This is a genomic window from Candidatus Palauibacter sp. (assembly GCF_965222475.1).
In the GTDB taxonomy this organism is placed as follows: Bacteria; Gemmatimonadota; Gemmatimonadetes; order Palauibacterales; family Palauibacteraceae; genus Palauibacter.
Genome location: NZ_CBDCUB010000008.1, coordinates 979,142 through 999,018, shown reverse-complemented (window position 1 = coordinate 999,018; position 19,877 = coordinate 979,142). Strand labels below are relative to the sequence as shown.

Genomic DNA, 19,877 nt, shown 5'->3' with positions numbered 1-19,877 from the left:
CTCACACTCCCGAGTTGTACATTCCCTTGCCACCGGTAAAGGGTCGGTGGTCAGTTGTTCGACCGTAGCCAAGGTGCGCCTCGTAATCGGCTCGAGGCGGATCGAGCAGTCCCAGCGCCATCTCAGTCCTCGGATCCTCCGCAGCATCCTGAGCCGAAGCCGGCCAGTGTCGGTTCAGATAGGCGACCAGCGCCAATCGATATACCGTCGAGGCGAGAGAAAGCAGCGGAGGAGCGCGCTCACCAAAAGGACGAAGCTGGTCCAAACCGATCTCGCGGCCGTGGACGCTGTCATTCCGCAGCTTGTACAGCCGCTGAAAGATATCCGCAGCGATTTCCTCTTCACCGTCGGAGCAGGAGTTTTCCTTGATCAAGGCGAAGCAATCGTCCTTGCTTACGTATCCTTCCCCAGGAGCCGCAAGCATCTCCACGGACGTTGCCCAGCGAACCGAAGCGGAAGCCGCGTCGCGGGTGGTGCGGTAGCCTTGTGACGTCATCCTGAGGGCTTCGTTGGCGACCTCAATTGATCGAAACAGCCGAGTCGTCGCGCGATTCGTCAGCCTCTCCTGGTATCGCAGTTTCCAGGCGGCGCCGAGCCGGAGAGCCAAGTGCTCGTCCATGGAATCCATTTCGCATTGTCCCAACCCGACGTTGCACGTCAGTGAAAGCTCTGTCCAAGGCACATGGAAGTGATCGACTGCGGGCGTCGAGATGTCCAAGGCCGAACCATCCGGCCGCAGTTCGATCGGATGGTAGTCGAAAGAATCAGACCACGATGGCCCGCGTACGCCCTCACCAGGCCACTTGGCTCTGGTCCTTAGGAGTGCGGCAATGGCAACGGCGTTCAGGAACGACATCACGGGTTCCGGATCTTTGCCCATCAAGGCACCCCAGCTTTTCTTTGCGATCAGCGCTGCGGGCACCACCGGGTTCCAGTGCCCATCGTGAAACGAGTTCACCCAGGCGGCGGCGGCGGCGGACCATTCCAGGGTCTCGACGACACGCTCATCCTTCGCAGAGGTCAATGCCACGCCTTCGAGTCCCAGAGTAAGGCCCGCTTGGGGCGGAAAGCCCCACGTTGCGAGGTCTTCCGGTTCGACCTTGAGGTTGGGAAGCAGGAACAGCAGTTCCCATTCCGGAGCGTTGCGGACCACCGACTTGGCTCGTCGCTCCGCTCCCGGGCCTTCGCCCGTCTTCCCGCTGTCCCCGCCGTCGTCGGAACCTGGGGATTCGACAGAGCGCCGGTTGTGGGGAGCCCAGTGCTCCGGGGCGTTGTCTCGCAGCGCCCTCTCGTAGTATCCGTCCGGCAGCAGAACGCCGGTATCGCGCCATTCGCGAATCGCCGCGAATTCCTCCAGCACCTCGCGAAAGAAGTGACCCTCCGCGATTAGCCCGAACGCAAGCATCAAGAGGGCAATCTCGCGGCTTTCCGGCCAAATCGTGTGCGATAGGGTGGTCCCTCCCACAACGCCGCTAACGAATCCCGTCGACCAGCCGTCGTAATCGGGCCAGGGACCCACGGTCAAGCGATGCACCGAGTCGGAGGGGTTCCACGCCACCAGATATCGGCCCGGCGGATAGGGGCGGTGAACGGCGTGGGTTGCGCCGTCCGCGCGGCCCCGTCGTCGTGGGTGAGAAAAGTGGTCCGACGGGCGGAACGGCATCTCCAGCCGACGCCAAGTAGGATGCTCGGCCAATCCGTTGAGTACCTCTTCGACCGGCTCACCCTCGCAAACCAGCGACATCCCAAGGCCGACGAGGGCGGCACCGCGCTTCTTCGGCGTCAGACGACCGAGGTTCGGGGCGAGCTGCCGCAGGTATCGCCGCGACGGCCACGCGGACTCCCCGTCCTTGCGCCATGCCATTAGATACTCGAGTTCCGGGGCGACCAGCCTGCCCTGCGGATCAGGGACTCCACGAGTGCACGCGAGATCGTGGGCAGCCTGCAGATCGAGCCAAGACTCGGCGTCCGCCCATCCAATCTCTTCCAATCGGACCGCCATGTCCGGCGAAACGGACGCCCAGCCATTCAAGATCCGTGATAGCGTCGGCCGCGCCACGCCGAGTAGCTCTGCACTCCGCTGCACCGTAAGCCCATGTGCTTCCAAGTACTTCTTCAGGGTCGCCCCTAGGTGGTCCGTTTCCTTCACCGCGCTCCGTTCCGTTCAGATTCCGTTCGGTCTCATCATCCTGTGTATTGCCGTAAGGACGACAATACACATACGAGAAGACGTTCGTCAACAAACGGGATTCTCGCGGTTCATAGGATGGCATGTGGGGCACGAGTCTCTTCGACCCAAACGAGCAGAATCGGGCGACCCGCCTTGCGGCGACCGCACCCCTCGAGGCCCTCACGTCCGGGCCCGCGACGTTTGAAGCAGGTGGATGGGCGGTTGCTACACCTTTTCCCGCACAGCGCCGCCCCGCCTAGTGTGTAGCGCGAACACCACGGCCCCCAGCAGCACCCCTCCGATTCTCGCCGGGCCGTGCGGAACCAGGATGAGCGCGCCCGCCAGTACGAACAGCGCGCGTTCCCCGACGCTGCACGCGGACAGAGCGAACCCCTCGATGGCGAAGGCGAGCACCGCGATCAGCGCGAGGGTGCAGCCGATGGCGAAGACGAACGCCGTCACCGAGGTCCCGTCGACCAGGATCAGCGCCGAGTAGGCCATCATCGCCGGCACGATGAAGAAGCCGAGCGAGAGCTTCACGGCCTGGGTCGCCGTTCGCATGGGAGCTGAGCCGGCCACCCCGGCGCCCGCGAAGGCGGCGAGCGCGATCGGAGGCGTCACGTTCGACGTCTGCGAGAGCCAGAAGATGATCATGTGCGCGACGAGGAGGGAGAGCCCCAGACCCTCGAGCGCGGGCGCGGCCATGACCGAGATCACGATGTAGGCCGCGGTCACCGGCAGCCCCATGCCGAGAACGAGCGCCGCGATCGCGATGAAGATGAGGGCGAGCCACAGCAGCCCGCCCGCCGCCTGTACGACGGACTCCGTGAACTGGAGGCCAATCCCCGTCTGGCCGATCACGCCCACCACGATCCCGGCGGTCGCACACGCGAGCGAGATCGGCAGCGCCATGACGGCTCCCGCCCGGAGCCCCTCGAGGATCGTCCGCCACCCGACCCTCGTCCTCTTTCGGGCCATCCCCGTGACGACGACCGCGAGGCAGCCGACGGCGCCCACCAGCGGCGGTGAGTAGTTGAGCAGCAGCAGCGCCACTACGAGCCCGAGCGGGAGCAGGAAGTGGACCCCCTCGCTGAGCGTGCGCCTCACGGCGGGCGGGTTCGACATCCCCCGCAGGCCGAGCTTCAGCGCCATGAGGTGAACGAAGAGAAGCGTGCACCCGAAGTAGAGGATGGCCGGGGCGATGGAGAGCCCGACGATCTCCCGGTACGGCGTGTTCGTGAAGTCGGCCATGATGAAGGCGCCGGCGCCCATGATCGGCGGCATGATCTGGCCGCCCGTCGACGCGGCCGCCTCGATCCCGCCCGCCTGCTCGGAGCGGTAGCCGAGCTTCTTCATCATCGGAATCGTAAGCGCGCCCGTCGTCACGGTGTTCGCGATCGCCGAACCCGAAATCGACCCCATGGCGGCCGACGCGATCACGCTCGCCTTGGCCGGTCCGCCCCGGAACCGGCCCGCGGCGGCGAAGGCGAGGTCGATGAAGAACCGCCCCGCCCCCGTCACCTCCAGGAAGGCGCCGAAGAGGACGAAGATGAAGACGGTTCCGGCCGCGATCCCGAGCGGCGTCCCGAACAGCCCGGCGCCCGTGAAGATCTGGAAGCGCAGAATCCGCTCGACGCTGAAGCCGCGGTTCGCGACCACCTCCGGGAGCAGGTGCCCCAGCGCCGCGTAGAGAAGGAAGACCAGCCCCACGGCGACCATCACCCAGCCCACGGCCCGGCGCGTCGCCTCGAACAGGAGGACCACGAACACCAGCCCCACGATCAGGTCGTGGGTGCCGAGTCCGTACAGGATGTGGTCCACGCCCCGGTAGTCGAAGCCGACGATCACCCAGCCGCAGTAGAGGGCGGCGAGCGCGAGGGCGGCGTCGAGCCACAGGCACCAGCGCGGGGCGGCCCCTTCCCGCGTCCACGAGGGCTTGGCGAGGAAGGTGAGGACGATGACCCAGGCGAGGTGGATGGGTCGAGCCAGCGTGGCGGAGAGCATGCCCGACGTGCTCTGCCACAGCTGAAACAGGGAGAGCCCGATCGCGAGGGCGAAGAGGATGTGCCGCCAGGGCAGCTTTTCGGTCGTCAACGGCCGCCGGAACCCGGCACTTCGCCTCCCAGGACTTCGTCGTAGTAGCGCCTCGCCCCCGGATGGATCGGGAAGTCGCCCACGTCCCGGGCCGATGCGGGCGTGATGAAGCTCGCGACGCTGGAGATGTTCTCGAGGTCGCCGCGGCGCTCGAGCATGGTCCGCGTGAGGTCGTAGGCGAGGCCCTCATCCATCGAGCGCGACACCACGAGGAGGTTCCAGAGGGTCGGGGTCAGCACCGGCTCATCCACGCCGCGGTAGACACCCGGCGGCATGTTGAACCCGGAGTAGGCCGGTTCCGCGCGGACAATGGTCGCGATCTCGCCGTCCGTGAACGGGACGAGGACCATGTCCCGCGACACCCCGATCTCGACCACGGCGGGCATTCCCACTCCGCCGGCGATGAACCCCGCGTCGAGCGTCCCGTCCTTGAGGCCGTTCGACATCTGCGCGTAGTTGAGTTGCCGGACGGTGAAGTCGGACTCACCGATGCCCATGGCCCCGAGCACGTTCCAGGCGGTGACCGCATTCCCCGATCCCGGCGGGCCGACGGACACGCGGCGCCCGCGGAGATCCTGCACGGACTCGATCCCGGTGCTCCGGATCGTCACCAGGTGCACGACGTTGGGATACAGTTTCCCGATCGAGAGGAGCGGCATGGGTTCGGGGAACCGGCCCGTGCCCGCGAGCGCGGCGGCGAGGGCGTCCGCCTGCGTGAAGCCGACCTCGCTCTCGCCCTTGGCGACCTGGATGAGGTTCGTGACGGAGCCGGCGGTGGTCTCGGCCTTCATGTTCACGCCGTCGACGTGACGGGACCATATCGATGCCAGCCCGCCGCCGAGCGGGTAGTACAACCCGTTCGTGTTTCCGGTTGCGATGGAGAGCGTCCGCTGTCCCTCGCCCCCGCATGCTGCCGCGCTGATGGATACCACGATACACGCCACGGCGGCGCGGACGACCCCGCGTCGTGTCAACACGCGTTCTCTGCGACTGGCGCCCCCATCGGCCGCTCCGCTCGGCGTTGCCCCTCGATCACACGGCGCTGCTATGCTCCCTTCTCGCGCCGCGTCCGGCAAGCGCCACCCTCGGAGGCTCCCGTTCCGCAGGTTTTCTCCTTTCTCAACGCTCCCAGGGGGAATCGAACCCACCTCCCTCACCTTGAAAGGGTGAGATCCTAGCCATTAGACCATGGGAGCCAACACGTTACAGAAGGGTACGACGATCTCCTATTCCACGACCCCAGAAATGCGATGAAGCCCATGCAGAGCGCAAGAACGGACACCCGATGGGGTCGCAGCCCCACTCTCGATACGTTGGGCCATCGGACTCCGGGAGCTCGCGGCTGATCCTGCCGTATCCTTGCAAATCCGGAACGGTATGCCGGATTTGCAAGGAGGAAATCACCGGCGTCCCCGGGCGACGGCGACGAGGCCGAAGACGGCGGCGGAGACGATGAGGCCGATGAGCGTGCGGTCCAGCAGGGCGGGCGCATCGGCGGGGGCGAAGATCCGGACGGCCGCCAGCGCCGCGAGGCCGGCCCCGATGGCGGCGAGGGCCTCGGGGACACCGCTCCTGCGCGAATGCAGTCCGGCCGCGACCGGCACGAAGAGGCTCACGCTCAGGATCGAATAGAAGATCGTCAGCGACGCGATCACGCTTTCGAGCCATAGCGCCAACAGCACAGCGAGCGTACCGCCCGCGATGGCGGCGCCTCGCGCCACGCGCAGCACCTGTCCGCTGGTGGCCTCGGGGCGGAGAAAGCCCTTGTAGAGGTCCTTCGAGAGGGACGTCGAGAGCATGAACAGGCCGGCGTCGGCCGAGCTCACCTCGGCGGAGAACACCGCGGCCAGACCGAGGAGCCCCAGAGCCGGCGGCAGCGCCGTGGCGAGCAACATGGGCAGCGCCTGCTCACGGCTCGCGAGCGCCGGATCGTAGACACGTGCGATCATGCCCAGCAGCGTCGGCGCGAAGGCGAACAGCACCAGCGCGACGCCCGCCGCCAGCAGCCCTGTGCGAATCGCCCGCGGGTTCGCGGCGCCGTAGACCTTCTGCACCAGACCGGGCGAGATGATGAACGCCGGCGCGAGGAGCGCGATGTACACCCAGCCGGACGCGCCGCCCTGCCACAGACTCAGGTAGTCCGGCGATGTCCGCGCGGCGGCCGCCTCGACCGCCGCCCAGCCGCCGATGTCGGCCAGCGCCCACGGGATCGCGATCGCGAACCCGGCCAGGATGACGACGAGCTGCACGAGGTTGACCCAGGCGGAGGCTACGAGGCCGCCCGCGCTGAAATAGACGATGACGACGATTCCGCCGATGAGGGCGCCCACCCAGCGCGGGGATCCGGCGACGACGGAGACGATCTCGGCCATCGCGATGAGCTGTCCGGACACGATCGTGAGCGTCGCGAACCACAGCAGCCCGGCGATGAGTAGCCGGACCGAGCGGCCGTACCGCAGTTCGAGGTAGTCGCCCATGGTGAGGAGCCCGTGGCGCGCGGCGACCTGCCAGATGCGCGGGCCGACCCAGACCGCGAGCAGGATCGTGCCGATGCCCGCGGAGCCGACCCACCACCACGCACTCAGTCCGTCGCGATAGGCGAGCCCCGCGGCGCCGACCGTCGTGCCGGCGCCGAGGTTGGCGGCGAGGATGGTGGCGAAGAGGAGGACGGGGCCGAGCTTGCGGTCGGCGACGAAGAAGCTGCCCGCGGCGCCGACCCGGCGGCCGATCCACGCTCCAAGGGCGATGAGTCCGGCGGCGTAGGCGAGGATCCCCCACAGGCTGGCCGTCATGTGATCGCGGGCGGCGCGCTCATATCGAAGGACGCAGTGGGTGTTGCCATCTGAGCTCCGGGAAGCGCCCGAAATCTGCGTCGGTCGAGACCATGGTGCAGCCGTGTTCCAGCGCGATTGCGGCGTGTTGGGCGTCCGCGACCAACTTGCCTGTGGCCCCCGCCAGGCGACACAGGCGTTCGAAGATCGCCATGTGCTCAGGGCCGGGGCCGATGATCCGCGCGGTCGGGCGCTCCGTGAGTGCAGACACGAATGCGAACGCCGTGTCCAGTGTGGAGGGGGGATCGAACACGCGGGAGTTGGTCACGATGCGAATGAAACCGGAAAGGACGAGAACGGACAAAGCGAACGGTTCCGATCCGGTTGCCATGCGAGTAACCCACTTCGCGTACTCGAGATGATCCGGGGTCGAATCCTCGACATACGCATAGATCAGGACGTTGACATCGGGAAGCAGCACGTAGACTCAGCCGCGCCCGAACCGGGACTCATCGTCTCCGGCCTCGAGGGCCCTGGGCCGGTCGAGGTCGACGCCCGGACGCAGGCGGGCGCGCACGGTCACGAGTCGGAAAGGCGGCGCCGGCTCCGTGCGTACACGCTGCTTCAGTGCATCGTCCAGGGTTCTTGCGATGAAGGCACTCACGCTCATCCCGCGGGCGGCCGCTTCGCGGCGCACCTGCCTGTCAAGTCGGTCGTCGAGGGAAATCGTCGTTCGCATGGTGAAGAGAATAACAGCCATGCATCACTGCATCAACGATCAGCCGCCGGCTCCCGCCAGATCCGCGACCGAGGGGATGCCGGGGAGTCCGGTCGCGGCGCGGACGGCCCGCAGGATCGCCTCCGACATGACCTGCGCGGCGAGCGCTCCGATCCGCGTCAGCCCCCCCTCGTCGAGGTGCACCCCCGTGGCGAGACCGAACACCGTGTCGCCGTCCCTCGGCGTGTGCGCCGGGTAGACCGTACGGGCGACCCCGTCGTGCGCCATCTGCGCGACCTTCGTGATCTCCGCCTTCGTCAACGTCGCGTTCGTGGCCACGACGCCGATCGTCGTGTTCCCGCCGACCTCGCCCCGGTTCCCCGGCACCTCACCCGCCCGCAGCAGCGCCCGCGCGTCCGCGAACCCCGTCCCGTCCTCGGTGCGGACCCCGGCCACGATGCTTCCCGTCGCCGGGTCTATGATGTCGCCGATCGAGTTGACCGCGACGACAGCTGCCACGGTGAGCCCGTCCTCCAGGGTGATGGAGGCGCTCCCGATCCCTCCCTTCATGGCCCGGTCGCGACCACCCAGTTTCCCGACCGTGGCCCCGGCCCCGGCTCCGACGCTCCCCTCGTCAGGTGGCGCGGCGCTCGCCGCCAAGGCGGCCTGGTAGCCGCACTCCGGTCCCGGCCGGATGGATCCGTCGCCCACGCCGAGATCGAACAGGATCGCCCCGGCCACGATCGGGACGACGTGACCACCGACGGCGTACCCGATGCCACGTTCTTCCAGGTACCGGACCACCCCCGACGCCGCGTCGAGCCCGAACGCGCTCCCGCCCGAGAGCACGATGGCATGGACGGCCTGTACGCGGTTCACCGGATCGAGCAGCGCGACTTCCCGCGTTCCCGGCGCCCCGCCCCGCACGTCGACGCCGGCCACCGCGCCGTCCTCGGCGAGCACGACCGTACACCCGGTAGGCCGCTCCCGGAGCGTGAAGTGCCCGAGCCGCAAGCCCTCCACCGCCGTGATCCCGGCTCCCGCCGGGTCCGATGCCTCCTGCGCCACACACCCTCCCGTCTGGGCGAACAAAGCAAACACGGCGAGTCCGACGAATCCGATGGCTCTCACAGGTTACCTCCGGAGTTCCGGACGGTCCCGGTACTCCTCGAGCGCCTCGGGATTCGCCAGCGCGTCGGAGTTCTTCACCGGCTCGCCCATGACGACCGCCCGGACGGCGAGTTCGGAGATCTTGGCGCTCTTCGTCCGCGGGATGTCCGACACCTCGAGAATGCGCGCCGGGACGTGCCGCGGCGAGGCGTTGTCGCGAATCTCCATTCTGATCCGCCCCTCCAGTTCTCCATCGAGACGTTGCCCGTCCGCGAGCCGGACGAAGAGGATCACGCGCGTGTCATTCTCCCACGGCTGTCCGATGACGATGGACTCCATGACTTCCGGCAATCGGTCCACCAGCCGGTAGATCTCCGCCGTCCCGATCCGCACCCCGCCCGCGTTCAATGTCGCGTCGGAGCGGCCGTAGATCACCACCCCCCCGTGTTCCGTCCACTCCATCCAGTCGCCGTGCCGCCACACGCCCGGGTAGACGTCGAAGTATGCCTCGTGGAACCGGCTCCCATCCTCGTCTCCCCAGAACCCCGCCGGCACCGACGGGAACGGCGACTTGCAGACCAGTTCCCCCTTCCCCGTCGGCATCGACTGTCCCTCTTCATCCCAGACATCCACGTCCATGCCCAGCGCTGGCGCCTGGATCTCCCCCCTCCACACCGGGAGGAGCGGATGCCCCACTACGAAGCCCCCGCACAGGTCCGTCCCTCCCGAAATCGAGGCCAGGTGGACGTCGGACTTCACGTGCCGGTACACGTAGTCGAACCCCTCCGGGACGAGCGGAGATCCCGTGGACACCATCGTCCGCACCGAGGAGAGGTCGTGCGTCTCGCGCGGCCGGAGACCCTTCTTCCCGATCGCGTCGATGAACTTCGCCGACACGCCGAGCTGCGTCATCCGGACCTCGTCCGCGTAGTCGAACAGAACTTCAGGCCGGGGATGGAAGGGCGAGCCGTCGAACAGGACGACGGTCGCTTCGCTCGCGAGCGCAGACGAAAGCCAGTTCCACATCATCCACCCGCAGGTGGTGAAGTAGAAGGTCCGGTCGCCGGGCCGGACATCGGCGTGGAGTTGGTGCTCCTTCAGATGCGTGAGAAGGACGCCCCCCGCCGTATGGACGATGCACTTCGGGACCCCGGTCGTACCCGAGGAAAAGAGGATGTAGAGGGGATGGTCGAAGGGAAGGCGCCGGAACTCGATCTCCCCCGCTTCGAAGGGCTCGATGAAGTCGTCGAACAGCACCGCGTGCGGGATCGCCGAGATGTCGGGCTCCGGATCGGTGTGGGGGATGATGATCACCCGTTCCACCGACGGAAGCCGGCGCACGATCTCCGGCAGACGGTCGAGGCTCGAATACCGCTTCCCCTGCCAGAAGTAGCCGTCGGCCGCCAGCAGGACGCGGGGCACGATCTGGCCGAAGCGGTCGAACACCCCCTGCACGCCGAAATCGGGCGAGGCCGTCGAGATCGTGGCCCCGAGGCTCGCCGACGCGAGCATGTACACGATCGACTCCGGCACGTTGGGCACGTAGCCGGCCACCCGGTCTCCCGGCGCGAGTCCCAGCGCCCCCAGCGCCTGGGCGAGCCGCGAGGTGGTGTCGTGGAGCTGCGCCCAGGTCAGGTCGCGGCGCACGCGGTCCTCGGCCCGGAACATCAGAGCCGGCGTGTCGTCGCGCCGCAGGAGCAGGTTCTCGGCGTAGTTCAGCCGGGCGTCGGGATACCAGCGGGCACCGGGCAGGCGGTCGAAGTCGACGACGACGCGCTCGCCGCGCTCGCCGATGACGCCGCAGAAGTCCCACACCGCGTTCCAGAAGGCCTCCGGCTCGCGGACCGACCAGCGCCACAGCGCCTCCGGAGAGTCGGCCCCCGCCCCGCAGCGCCCGTTCGCGAAGCGCGTGAAGCGCGCCATGTTCGTCGTCGCGGCGAAGGCGGGATCCGGGGTCCACAGCGGCCCCTTCATGTCCGTCATGCTCGCTCGGCCGAGACCCAAAAGTACCGGAAGGCGGGCGGCGCGAGCTGGGCGACGACCCATCCGAAGAAGATCAGCGACAGCGTGCCGGAGACGGCGAACCCCACCCCGCTCCAGGCGGAGACCCACTCGGGCGGGACGTACGTTTCACCCGGGGCGTGGACCGCGCGCGTCACCCCCACCGCCGTCCCCACCACGTGCAGCCAGAGCACGAGCCCGGCGACCGAGACGTTCAGCCCCCGCAACGCCCGCCGCATCGCGGTCGTGTGGAGCGCCTCCCAGCCGCCCTCCCCTTCGCGGGCCTGGACGTGCTCGCCGAGGATCCAGATCACGGCCCCCAGCAGGATCATCGTGTCAATGCCGATCATGGCCCCCATGGCGTGTCCCGTGACCACGTACGTCCCGTGGATGACGGCGTTGAGCGGGGGAACGGAGATGAGGACCGCGCTGAACAGGATCGCGCACGTCCACCACTTGGCCGCCGCAAACGAACCCCGGGCCGCGCAGAACGTCGGATCGCTCGGCTTCCGCAGCGCCCGCCACAGGTCGAACATCGCCCGCGCGAGGACGATGATCTCCATCATGCTCACGACGAACGCGATCCACTTCACCGACTCCCGCGCCGGGAGATGATAGCTGTGGTGCGCGAAGTTCGTGAACGAGTTCAGCAGTCCCACCCCGAACAGCATGTACGCGGTGGTCGAACGTCCGTACGAGGGATCGCCCGAGATCCGCTCCCCCAGATAGATCACCGAGCCGTAGACGAAGAGGTTGAAGCTGCCGACGAGGGTGCCCGTCGCCTTCCACTGGATCCGCATGTCCTGCACGGGATCGCCGAAGATCCCCGGAATCAGCCACATGTGCTGTTCGATGAAGGTGACGATGAAGAAGAGCAGCCCGACGCCCCACATCGTCACGTAGACCGGCCGTTCCCAGAACCGCTTCCCCGCCAGCCGGAAGAAGTTCCACGTATAGCAGACCCAGCCCGTGAGGATGAGGAGGGAGAAGAACGGGTGGAAGCCGACGTATTCGCGGCCCGTGCCCACCCCGAGGGCCAGCGTCAGCAGAATGCCGAGCCCGGCGATCGCCCACGTCGAGACCTGGATGCGGAGGCGCCAGCGGTCCCCGGCGGTCGGGGGGCCCTCGTCCTGCAGGAAGCGGTACACGACGGCGACGACGCCCAGGAAGACCCAGGCCGAGGCGAAGACGGTGTGGATCGGCCGCAATTGTCGGAGATCGAGTCCCACCTGCTGGAACCACGGCGCCAGCGACGGCACGGAGTAGAACGCCGCGAGGATCCCGCCGACGAGCGTGATCGCGATCGCGACCAGGCCGCCACGTATGAAGGTGAGCACGGCGAACTGGTGCGCGGGGTGGCCGGCCTCGAAGGGCTTCACGGAAACTCCCACCACGGCAGCGCGCGCCAGTCCAGGCTGCGGTCCGCCGCCAGCGCCTGCGTCGCCGCCTCCAGCTGCTCCCGGTTCGCACCCAGGAACTCGAGGAACGCGGTGATCGCCGCCCGGTCGGCATCGTCGAGCGGCGGCACCGGGGGCGGCATGCCCTTCAGGGGGCGGCCCTCGGCGAGGACCCGGTCGAGCGAGTCGGGCGCGAGCGACCCGGAGACGAGCGACAGGTCCGGCGCCCCGACCGGCGACGCCCGGAACGGGAAGTGGCACGCGCTGCACGGCCGCATGCGCCAGGCCGCCAGCCCGGCGGCCACCTCGGCCACATCCTCGGCCGCAACCTCTCCCTCGCCAGCCGCTACCGCCGCCTCGATCGCGCGTTCGAACGCGGCCTGCGCCCCGGCCCCCTCCCCCGGATTCCCGAGCCGCAACTCGCCGCGGCCGATCTCCGGCCGATCCATCTCCCGCAGGAACGCCGCCATCGCCGCAGCCTCCTCGTCGCTGAAGGCGAGCGGCGGCATCTGGCCGCTACCCACCCTCAACAAAGAAACGAGCCGGGTGGAATCGACCCGGCTCGCGGCGTTCGTCAGATCCGGTCCGAGGAACCCCCCCTGACCGTACAGCTGGTGACAGGTTTGACAGGCATACCCCTGCCAGAGTTCACGCCCCGCGAGCGCCGCCTCCGACAACGGGACGCTGCGCGAGTCGGAATACACCAGCCCCGTCTGGACCCCGAAAGAGAGTACCAGCACGGCCAGAAGCATCTTTTTTCGGACCGGCGTACACATGGGGAGCGCTTGAAAGGGTTGGAGTCGTGTTGTCCCGGACCTGCAGATGATCTTCGCACAGGGCAGCGGTCGTCAAGCACACGACGTCATTTGATCGTCGGTTGACGGGCCCGCTTAGTGTGGGAGCCGATGGTTTGACACGGATACCTTACTGAATCATCATTTTATGTAAGGCATCCACGGAAGGAAGGAGACCATGCTGGTAAGGATCACATCCAAGCGTCAGGTGACGTTCCCCGCCCGCGTCCTCGATGCGATGGGCGTGCAGCCCGGCGACCGGCTCGAGCTGGAAGAAAGCCCCGAAGGCTTTATCCTGCGGCCGCAGCGGATCGACCTCTCACGTCTGGCACCGCTGCGCGCCAGGCTGCGCTCCGGATCCGGCGAGTTCGATATCCACGCCTTCCGCGCCGAGCCCCATGATCCAGCGCTACGGGATTGACACCTCCGTGCTGGTGCGCCTGCTGACGGGCGTGCCGGAAGCGGACTTCACTCAGTCCGTCCGGCGGCTTTCCGCCCTGGTCGCCGATGAAGGCTCGGCCGTGGTCGCTTCGAACCAGGTGATCGGGGAAGCGTACATCGCGGTCCGGCACCACTACGGCGTGACCAGAGCCGACGCCCGCGGCGGCTTGCTCGACGTTCTTCGCAGCGGACTCGTCGCCCCCCTGAACGGACGTCCGATCCTGGAGGCCCTCGAGGCCTCCGGTGGACCGGGACTGCTCGACCGTCTCATCGCCAACGACTATGCGCGTGAAGACCTGGATGTCCTGACGCTGGACAAGGCGATGGCCACCCTCCCCCGCGCCCGACTCCTCGCCCCCTGAGGTCGACGAACCCCTCGAAGGCCGGTACCTCCGCTTGCGTGGTCGCGGAGTCGCCGCCAGCGCAGACCGCGGCGGAGAACAGGATCGCTGCCCACGCTCCGATCCGGGTCGCGGCTGAACTCATCGGGCGCGGGGAGGCGGCTGATCCACGAGGACGCGTTCAATGGTCCCCGGCGGGAGCCACTGGGATGACAGGATCGTGGCTCCGCGCGAGGCCCCTGGACGCGTGGACCCGGAATCGTCATGAGGGTCCGCAGAGACTTCCAGGTCTGCGGTCGTCAAGTTGAGGAGTGGCGTGCCGCTGCCGGACACTTCGACCGCAGTCGGAGAGGTCCGCTCGCTGCAGTAGACGAAGCCGAACGCGAGGAGGACGACGAGCCCGCCGCGGAGTACGGTGCGAAGCGCGGGTGACCGGGTCCCAGCAGGCCTGTTGGTGATGATCATTCGAAGCCTCTTTTCCAGGTGTCTTGTGCGGCGACCGCTGTGGGCGGCGCTCGCGAACGGCGGCGGACGGGAGGTCCGCTCCGTGCGCACGAGGTCGAGCGCCCGAACCAGCGAGCGGGCGTAATCGCGGGGGGCACAGCCGAAGGTGTTTACGACAAGCGCATCGCAGCAGATTTCCCCTGCCGCCCGCAGCCGTCGCCTCGTCCACCAGGCGATCGGGTTCCACCAGAAGACGGTGCACGCGAGCCACTCGATCCAGCGGACGAGGTGGTCGCGGCGCCGGACGTGAGCCAGCTCATGCGCCACGATGTAGCGCAGTTCGGTCCGACTCAGGCCCTCGACGAGGGCAGACGGGATGAGGACCCGGGCGGTATCGCCGCCCCAGTACACCATGGGCGACACGACCGCGTCCGTCGTGCGGATCGTCGGAACTTTCGCGAGGCCCAGACTGCGGGCGATCTCTCCAGCCATTCGCTGTAGTTGCGCAGGGGCTTCGCGTGAGGCTCCCCTCAGTGAGCGGCGGAAGCTTCGCGTCCTTGCGACCGTCCAGCCCAGGATCACGACAGCGCCCACGAGCCAGAGGAGGACGAGGCCCGACCCTCCGTAGGCAGCAAGCCACCCTCCGTCGACTGCGCCGCCGACGGCAGCGGGCTGGGCATCGCCGATGGCCGCGGCGACCGGGGGCGCGGCATCACGGGACGCGACGTCCGCGGGCCCGGCGGCTGAGGGCTCGGGCTGCAGGACCGGGAGCCCGATCAGCGGCGGGACGAGCAGCGCTGCGAACAGCGTGAGGCAGAGCGCATGACAGAGCCGCGGCCGCTCGTTGCCCCGCGCGGCAAGCCACACCGCGCCGCCGAGGACGATCGAGATGGCGAGCTTGCTGCCGGCGATCTGCAGGGCGAGATCCGTCATCTCTCCTCCAGCAGGCGGCGCAGGCGTTCCATGTCGGCGTCGGAGAGCTTCCGCTCCTCCACCAGGTGCGTGATCATCGGGACGAACGATCCGCCGGTGACCTGATCGGCCAAGGCTTCGAGACGGCCGGCCGCATAGGCCTCGCGGCTGATCCTCGGCGCAAAGAGGTGCGCGGCCCGGTCGCGGTCCCGGTCGACGAAACCCTTGTCCTCCAGCCGCTGCAGGAGTCTCTGGATCGTTCCGTGCATGGATCTCGCGGCCTCCGGATAGAGCCGCTCGCGGAGGTGGCGGGCCGTCAGGCTCCGTTCCTCCCAGAGCCGCTCCATGACCGCGAGTTCCGCGTTCGCAAGTTTCGGTACCGTCATCTCTCGCTGTCTCCGTTGAGGGCCAGAACGACACGTTGTCGTAACATGCGACGAGATGTCGTACGCGTCAAGGGGATGCGGTGATCGACCGAAGCGTTGCGCGGTCACCACGGTCCCCGACGTTCCCGCGGGAACGCCGCTCGAGTGTAAATTGGGGGTTGGAGAGCCTGCGCTAGCGCCAGCCGAACGATCATGGGAGTGTCGGTGCCCCTGTGTCGGCCCAGGCCAATTGAAAGTGTGATTTTCGATTGGCATAAGCCGTCACAGGGACCAGCAACAACCCCCAGGCAGCAACCTCGGGTCGCGCTCCCTCGGGTGCCCCCCCGGGTTGTCGGGTGGAGCGGCTATCCGGCTTTCGAAGCCTGGCGCCTCCGGAGCCGGTGGGGCGCTACGAGCGGTCGCGTCCGGGTCTCTGGTGCACATGGACCTCGCTAGCAGCCGCTGAACTGGACGGCGGCCACGATTCGGCCGCGGTCTCCGTCGATTCGGACGACCTGAAACATCTGGTACTCGTAGCCTCTCTCATGCACCACGCCCAGCAGGAGATCGCCGAAGCGGTAGAATCCGAGCCACCGGAAAGTGGCCGCGTTGTCGTCCGGCGGGCGTCCGGGCTCGGGTCGATCGACCAGGTTCAGTTCCAGGCGGATCTCGTCCAGCGCCGAGATTTCCGCGTCGTCCACGACGGCGTCGGGCGCCCGCGAGAACGTCACCGCGACAGGCGCGTCACGCCGTAGCGCCGCCTGCCGGAGGGCCTCCTCCAACTCGGGTGTCTCCTCGACGGGGAGGCTCCAGGCCATACGGCACTCGGTCCACATGAGCGACAGGTGCGCCGTGGTGATCGTGGAGGCGCTCTGCCCGCGTACATGGAAGTACCAGTCGACGGGCGCCTCCGTGGTTCGGCTCCAGTCGTATCCGACGGACCCACCGCTCGCGGTTATGTCGGCGCCGGTGGCCGTCGCGAACTCCGGGGAGATCACGGGCGTCCCCCTGTCCCGATCGAAGCGGAGATCCGCGAGGCGGAACAGCTCCGGCCAGGGTTCGTCCCACCCTTCGCCTTCGGCCGACGCGGGCCGGTCGGCGTCGTAACGAGCGATCGGAACGAGGTGAAAGTCACGCCGCAGGATGCCGATCCACAGAGGATCTTCGGGCGGCCGATCCGGTGGCGTATCCGGCGGCGGAGCGCAGTCCGCGGCCCCGAGCATTGCGATCAGAAGCCAGTGCGCTCGGCGGATCAGCATCCGCCCCCGTGGACGCGCGCCGCGATCCGGCCCTGGTCTCCATCGATCTCGACGACGACGTAGGATTCCCCCTCGTAGCCTCGCACGTGCATCACGCCCAGCAGGAGATCGCTGAAGTGGTAGAATCCGAGCCATCGGTGGTCGAGGCGCACGTCGCCCTTGGCAGGTCGATCGACCAGGTCCAGGTCCTGGCGGATCCGGTCCAGCACCGGGATGTCCACTTCATCCACGACCGCAGCGGCGGGCCTGGAGAAGACCGCGCCGACGAGTTGCTGGCGCCGCTCGTCGGCTCGGCGCAGTAGCGCACTCACCTCGGGAGTCTCCTCCACGTCGAGCCTCCACGCCATGACACAATGTGCGTGTGTGATGGTCAGGAAGGTCGCGTCGACCGGCGTGACGGGTTCCCCGGGCGAATGCACGTACCATCGGACGGGAGCCGCCTTCGTCCGCCTCCAGCCGGACCTCGTCTCCTGGTTGGGCAACCACCGGGGCAGATCCACAAAGAGGGGCGTACCGGTCTGCCGGTCGAATCGGAGCGCCTCGAACTCGAACAGTTCGGGCCACGGCTCGTCCCAGGCGCCTTCGCCCGTTCCGGGTTGAGCGGCCTTGTATCTCGCGACCGGAACCAGGTTGCCGTCCCGATCAAGAACGCCGACCCACAACGGCTCCTCCTGCGGCGGCCTGGATTGTGCCTCCACCCGCGTGGGGTCGAAGACGAGGCCGAGCGCGATGGCGAGCAGCGTGAGCGCCGTGGGGTTCATTCTCGTGCATACGCCCCGGGCTAATGGAACGTTCCCGCGGGAACGTCGCCCGCGGGTGCCGCGGGCTGTGGCAGGTCCCGCTCAGCAGCCGCCGCCGTGGACATCTGCGACGAGCCTGCCCTGGTCCCCCTGGATCTCGACCACCTGGTATCCTTCTCCTTCATAGGCTCGTCCATTCGCCGCGGCACCCAGAGCCCACCCGGCCATGCAGTGCATTCCCCTCACGTTCAGGTGTTCCGCATCGAGCGTCGCGACGCTCTCCCCGTCCGCGTAGAGGTGCCACCGAACGGGCGCCGCCATGGTCGGACGCCAGTCGGCTTGCTCGGACTCTTCCCATACCAACCTGCTGTCCGCGCCCGTACCCCTCACCCAGCGCGGCTCCATGACCCGGGCCGCGCCCGTCCGGCGGTCGAACCGGAGGTATTCCAACTCGAACAATTCCGGCCACGGTTCATCCCGGAGTTCAGCGCCAGGGTCCGTGGTAACGGAGTGGCTCCGATCGTATCGCGCGATCGGAATCAGAGCCCCGTCCCGGCGGAGGATCCCGACCCACAGCGGCTCGGGTGCGGGTGGTTCCTGCGACTCCTCCGGCGGTGACGGGGTGCACGCGATACCAAGCGCCATGGCCAGCAACGCGCAGGCACTGACGGGTCTTGTCATGTCTGACTCCGGTTATCGTCCGCGGCCTCAGTTGATGCGCTTCTCGCGGCCGGCCCATTCGCGGTCGCGGAGGATGTACTTCTGGACCTTGCCGGTGGAGGTCTTGGGGAGGGGACCGAACTCGACCGCGGCGGGGCACTTGAAGCGGGCGATCCGGTCGCGGCAGAAGTCGATGATCTCCCGCTCCGTGGCGTCGCCTCCCGGTTTCATCGTGACGAACGCCTTGGGACGCTCGCCCCATTCGTCGTGGGGGATGGCGATGACGGCGCATTCCAGCACGGCGGGGTGGCGGGCGACGGTCTGCTCGACCTCGATGGTGGAGATGTTCTCGCCGCCCGAGATGATGATGTCCTTGGCGCGGTCCCGGAGTTCGACGTAGCCGTCGGGGTGCCACACGGCGAGGTCGCCGGAGTGGAACCAGCCCCCGCGGAACGCCTCGGCGGTCGCCTCGGGCTGTGCGAAGTAGCCCTTCATGACGATGTTCCCGCGCATCACGACCTCGCCCATGGTCGCGGCGTCGCGCGGCACGTCGCGGCCCTCTTCGTCAACGACGCGCATCAGATCGGAGGTGACGAACCCCTGCCCCTGGCGCGCGAGCAGCCGGGCCTGTTCCTCCGGCGGCTGGTCGTCCCAGTCCGCATGCCAGACGCAGGTCGCCGTGGGGCCGTACGTCTCCGTGAGACCGTAGGCGTGGATCGGCTCGAAGTTGAGCGCCCGCAACTGCTCGAGCAGCGTGGGCGAGGGGGGCGCCCCCGCGATCATCGTCCGCACCGGGTGCTCGAGCCGCCGCGCGGTGGCATGGTTCACGAGCATGATCTGGACCGTTGGAGCCCCACAGTAGTGCGTGACGCCCTCCGACTCGATCAACGCCCAGATGCGGCCGGGGTCGACGTCCCTCAGGCACACGTGCGTGCCGCCGACGGCGGTCACCGCCCACGTGAAGCACCACCCGTTGCAATGGAACATGGGGAGGGTCCAGAGATAGACTGCCCCCGGCGTCATCTCCGCCTCGATCAGTTCCCCGATCGCGTTCAGGTAGGCGCCGCGGTGCGTGTACACCACGCCCTTGGGGCGGCCCGTCGTACCCGACGTGTAGTTCATCGAGATCGGGTCTTCCTCGTCCGCCGGTCCGGCCGCGAGCGGGGGCGGCTCCCCGGCGCCGGCAGCGTGAGCCGGCGCGGACGCAAGAAACGCCTCGTAGGGATCGTCCGGGGCGCCAGTGTCGTCGATCCGCACGACGGACACCCCTTCGCCGGCGAGCGCATCCCCGTCGATGAGCGATTCGAGGGCCCGGTCCACGAACAGGTACCGCGCGCCGCTGTGCTCCAGGATGTAGGCGATCTCGCCCGCTGCGAGCCGCGTGTTGATCGCGACCAGCACGCCGCTCGCGGCCGGCACCCCGTAGTGCGCCTCGAGCAGTGGCGGCGTGTTCGGCGACAGGAAGGCGACCCGGTCGCCCGGCCGCAGCCCGGCGCCGAGTAGCCCGGCGGCCAGCCGCCGCACGCGCAGCTCGAACTCGCGGTAGGAGTAGCTCCGGTCGCCGTGCACGACCGCGACCTTGCCGGGGTACACGAACGCGCTCCGCCGCAGGAACTCGAGCGGCGTGAGTTCGGTCCGGTAGGGGCTCCTCTCACTCACG

General features: G+C 68.1%; 18 protein-coding genes and 1 tRNA gene. 2 read left to right on the top strand and 17 right to left on the bottom strand.

What is annotated here, in order from left to right; genetic code table 11:
- Position 1: 1 nt before the first annotated feature.
- From ACOQPP_RS19700 to ACOQPP_RS19650, 11 genes are all read right to left on the bottom strand, one after another.
- The gene (locus tag ACOQPP_RS19700) at positions 2 to 2,149 is read right to left on the bottom strand and encodes a HigA family addiction module antitoxin (RefSeq protein ID WP_420637274.1); all 2,148 of its coding nucleotides are present in this window, start codon (positions 2,147 to 2,149) and stop codon (positions 2 to 4) included.
- A gap of 246 nt (positions 2,150 to 2,395) precedes the next feature.
- Positions 2,396 to 4,264, bottom strand: a complete 1,869-nt coding sequence (locus ACOQPP_RS19695; protein WP_420637273.1) for a TRAP transporter permease — start codon at positions 4,262 to 4,264, stop codon at positions 2,396 to 2,398.
- Positions 4,261 to 5,241: a TAXI family TRAP transporter solute-binding subunit gene (locus tag ACOQPP_RS19690; protein WP_420637272.1), complete on the bottom strand. Its 981-nt coding sequence runs from the start codon at positions 5,239 to 5,241 to the stop codon at positions 4,261 to 4,263. Before ACOQPP_RS19690 ends, ACOQPP_RS19695 begins: the two co-directional genes overlap by 4 nt.
- 146 nt (positions 5,242 to 5,387) lie before the next feature.
- Positions 5,388 to 5,460: transfer RNA gene (locus ACOQPP_RS19685), tRNA-Glu, on the bottom strand.
- A 204-nt stretch (positions 5,461 to 5,664) separates the two neighbouring features.
- Entirely contained in the window at positions 5,665 to 7,056 is a 1,392-nt protein-coding gene (locus tag ACOQPP_RS19680) for a sodium:solute symporter family protein (protein ID WP_420637271.1), read from the bottom strand.
- Positions 7,057 to 7,075: 19 nt separating this feature from the next.
- Complete coding sequence (locus ACOQPP_RS19675; RefSeq protein WP_420637270.1) at positions 7,076 to 7,516, bottom strand: type II toxin-antitoxin system VapC family toxin; 441 nt, start codon at positions 7,514 to 7,516, stop codon at positions 7,076 to 7,078.
- Between the two features lie 6 nt (positions 7,517 to 7,522).
- Complete coding sequence (locus ACOQPP_RS19670; RefSeq protein ID WP_419163438.1) at positions 7,523 to 7,795, bottom strand: CopG family transcriptional regulator; 273 nt, start codon at positions 7,793 to 7,795, stop codon at positions 7,523 to 7,525.
- 18 nt (positions 7,796 to 7,813) lie between these two features.
- On the bottom strand, positions 7,814 to 8,884 hold the full coding sequence (locus ACOQPP_RS19665; RefSeq protein ID WP_420637269.1) for a P1 family peptidase: 1,071 nt from the start codon (positions 8,882 to 8,884) through the stop codon (positions 7,814 to 7,816).
- Between the two features lie 3 nt (positions 8,885 to 8,887).
- Positions 8,888 to 10,846 carry an acetoacetate--CoA ligase gene (locus tag ACOQPP_RS19660; protein WP_420637268.1) on the bottom strand — a complete coding sequence of 653 codons (1,959 nt, stop codon included), beginning with the start codon at positions 10,844 to 10,846 and terminating at the stop codon, positions 8,888 to 8,890.
- On the bottom strand, positions 10,843 to 12,243 hold the full coding sequence (locus tag ACOQPP_RS19655) for a cbb3-type cytochrome c oxidase subunit I (RefSeq protein ID WP_419164610.1): 1,401 nt from the start codon (positions 12,241 to 12,243) through the stop codon (positions 10,843 to 10,845). Before ACOQPP_RS19655 ends, ACOQPP_RS19660 begins: the two co-directional genes overlap by 4 nt.
- Entirely contained in the window at positions 12,240 to 13,013 is a 774-nt protein-coding gene (locus tag ACOQPP_RS19650) for a c-type cytochrome (RefSeq protein ID WP_419164609.1), read from the bottom strand. Before ACOQPP_RS19650 ends, ACOQPP_RS19655 begins: the two co-directional genes overlap by 4 nt.
- A 220-nt stretch (positions 13,014 to 13,233) precedes the next feature.
- Here ACOQPP_RS19650 and ACOQPP_RS19645 point away from each other — a divergent pair, with 220 nt between their 5' ends.
- Entirely contained in the window at positions 13,234 to 13,476 is a 243-nt protein-coding gene (locus ACOQPP_RS19645) for an AbrB/MazE/SpoVT family DNA-binding domain-containing protein (RefSeq protein WP_419164608.1), read from the top strand.
- Entirely contained in the window at positions 13,454 to 13,858 is a 405-nt protein-coding gene (locus ACOQPP_RS19640; protein ID WP_419164607.1) for a PIN domain-containing protein, read from the top strand. The genes ACOQPP_RS19645 and ACOQPP_RS19640 overlap by 23 nt, the downstream gene beginning before the upstream one ends.
- A gap of 120 nt (positions 13,859 to 13,978) precedes the next feature.
- Here ACOQPP_RS19640 and ACOQPP_RS19635 read toward each other — a convergent pair whose 3' ends face one another.
- The 6 genes from ACOQPP_RS19635 to ACOQPP_RS19610 form a co-directional block, all read right to left on the bottom strand.
- The gene (locus ACOQPP_RS19635; RefSeq protein ID WP_420637267.1) at positions 13,979 to 15,214 is read right to left on the bottom strand and encodes a M56 family metallopeptidase; all 1,236 of its coding nucleotides are present in this window, start codon (positions 15,212 to 15,214) and stop codon (positions 13,979 to 13,981) included.
- Positions 15,211 to 15,579, bottom strand: coding sequence for a BlaI/MecI/CopY family transcriptional regulator (locus ACOQPP_RS19630; protein WP_420637266.1), 369 nt, complete (start codon positions 15,577 to 15,579; stop codon positions 15,211 to 15,213). Before ACOQPP_RS19630 ends, ACOQPP_RS19635 begins: the two co-directional genes overlap by 4 nt.
- A gap of 431 nt (positions 15,580 to 16,010) precedes the next feature.
- Positions 16,011 to 16,817, bottom strand: coding sequence for a hypothetical protein (locus ACOQPP_RS19625; RefSeq protein WP_420637265.1), 807 nt, complete (start codon positions 16,815 to 16,817; stop codon positions 16,011 to 16,013).
- The gene (locus ACOQPP_RS19620) at positions 16,811 to 17,578 is read right to left on the bottom strand and encodes a hypothetical protein (protein WP_420637264.1); all 768 of its coding nucleotides are present in this window, start codon (positions 17,576 to 17,578) and stop codon (positions 16,811 to 16,813) included. Before ACOQPP_RS19620 ends, ACOQPP_RS19625 begins: the two co-directional genes overlap by 7 nt.
- 81 nt (positions 17,579 to 17,659) lie before the next feature.
- Complete coding sequence (locus ACOQPP_RS19615) at positions 17,660 to 18,238, bottom strand: hypothetical protein (RefSeq protein WP_420637263.1); 579 nt, start codon at positions 18,236 to 18,238, stop codon at positions 17,660 to 17,662.
- 27 nt (positions 18,239 to 18,265) lie between these two features.
- Positions 18,266 to 19,876, bottom strand: coding sequence for an acyl--CoA ligase family protein (locus tag ACOQPP_RS19610; RefSeq protein WP_420637262.1), 1,611 nt, complete (start codon positions 19,874 to 19,876; stop codon positions 18,266 to 18,268).
- Between the last annotated feature and the right edge of the window lies 1 nt (position 19,877).

Excerpts from the sequence above, each read along its gene's own strand:
- ACOQPP_RS19635 (WP_420637267.1), bottom strand. The coding sequence starts at position 15,214 with ATGACGGATCTCGCCCTGCAGATCGCCGGCAGCAAGCTCGCCATCTCG.
- ACOQPP_RS19660 (WP_420637268.1), bottom strand. The coding sequence starts at position 10,846 with ATGACGGACATGAAGGGGCCGCTGTGGACCCCGGATCCCGCCTTCGCC.
- ACOQPP_RS19645 (WP_419164608.1), top strand. The coding sequence starts at position 13,234 with ATGCTGGTAAGGATCACATCCAAGCGTCAGGTGACGTTCCCCGCCCGC.
- ACOQPP_RS19680 (WP_420637271.1), bottom strand. The coding sequence starts at position 7,056 with ATGACGGCCAGCCTGTGGGGGATCCTCGCCTACGCCGCCGGACTCATC.
- ACOQPP_RS19630 (WP_420637266.1), bottom strand. The coding sequence starts at position 15,579 with ATGACGGTACCGAAACTTGCGAACGCGGAACTCGCGGTCATGGAGCGG.
- ACOQPP_RS19620 (WP_420637264.1), bottom strand. The coding sequence starts at position 17,578 with ATGAACCCCACGGCGCTCACGCTGCTCGCCATCGCGCTCGGCCTCGTC.
- ACOQPP_RS19625 (WP_420637265.1), bottom strand. The coding sequence starts at position 16,817 with ATGCTGATCCGCCGAGCGCACTGGCTTCTGATCGCAATGCTCGGGGCC.
- ACOQPP_RS19615 (WP_420637263.1), bottom strand. The coding sequence starts at position 18,238 with ATGACAAGACCCGTCAGTGCCTGCGCGTTGCTGGCCATGGCGCTTGGT.
- ACOQPP_RS19650 (WP_419164609.1), bottom strand. The coding sequence starts at position 13,013 with ATGCTTCTGGCCGTGCTGGTACTCTCTTTCGGGGTCCAGACGGGGCTG.
- ACOQPP_RS19640 (WP_419164607.1), top strand. The coding sequence starts at position 13,454 with ATGATCCAGCGCTACGGGATTGACACCTCCGTGCTGGTGCGCCTGCTG.
- ACOQPP_RS19670 (WP_419163438.1), bottom strand. The coding sequence starts at position 7,795 with ATGGCTGTTATTCTCTTCACCATGCGAACGACGATTTCCCTCGACGAC.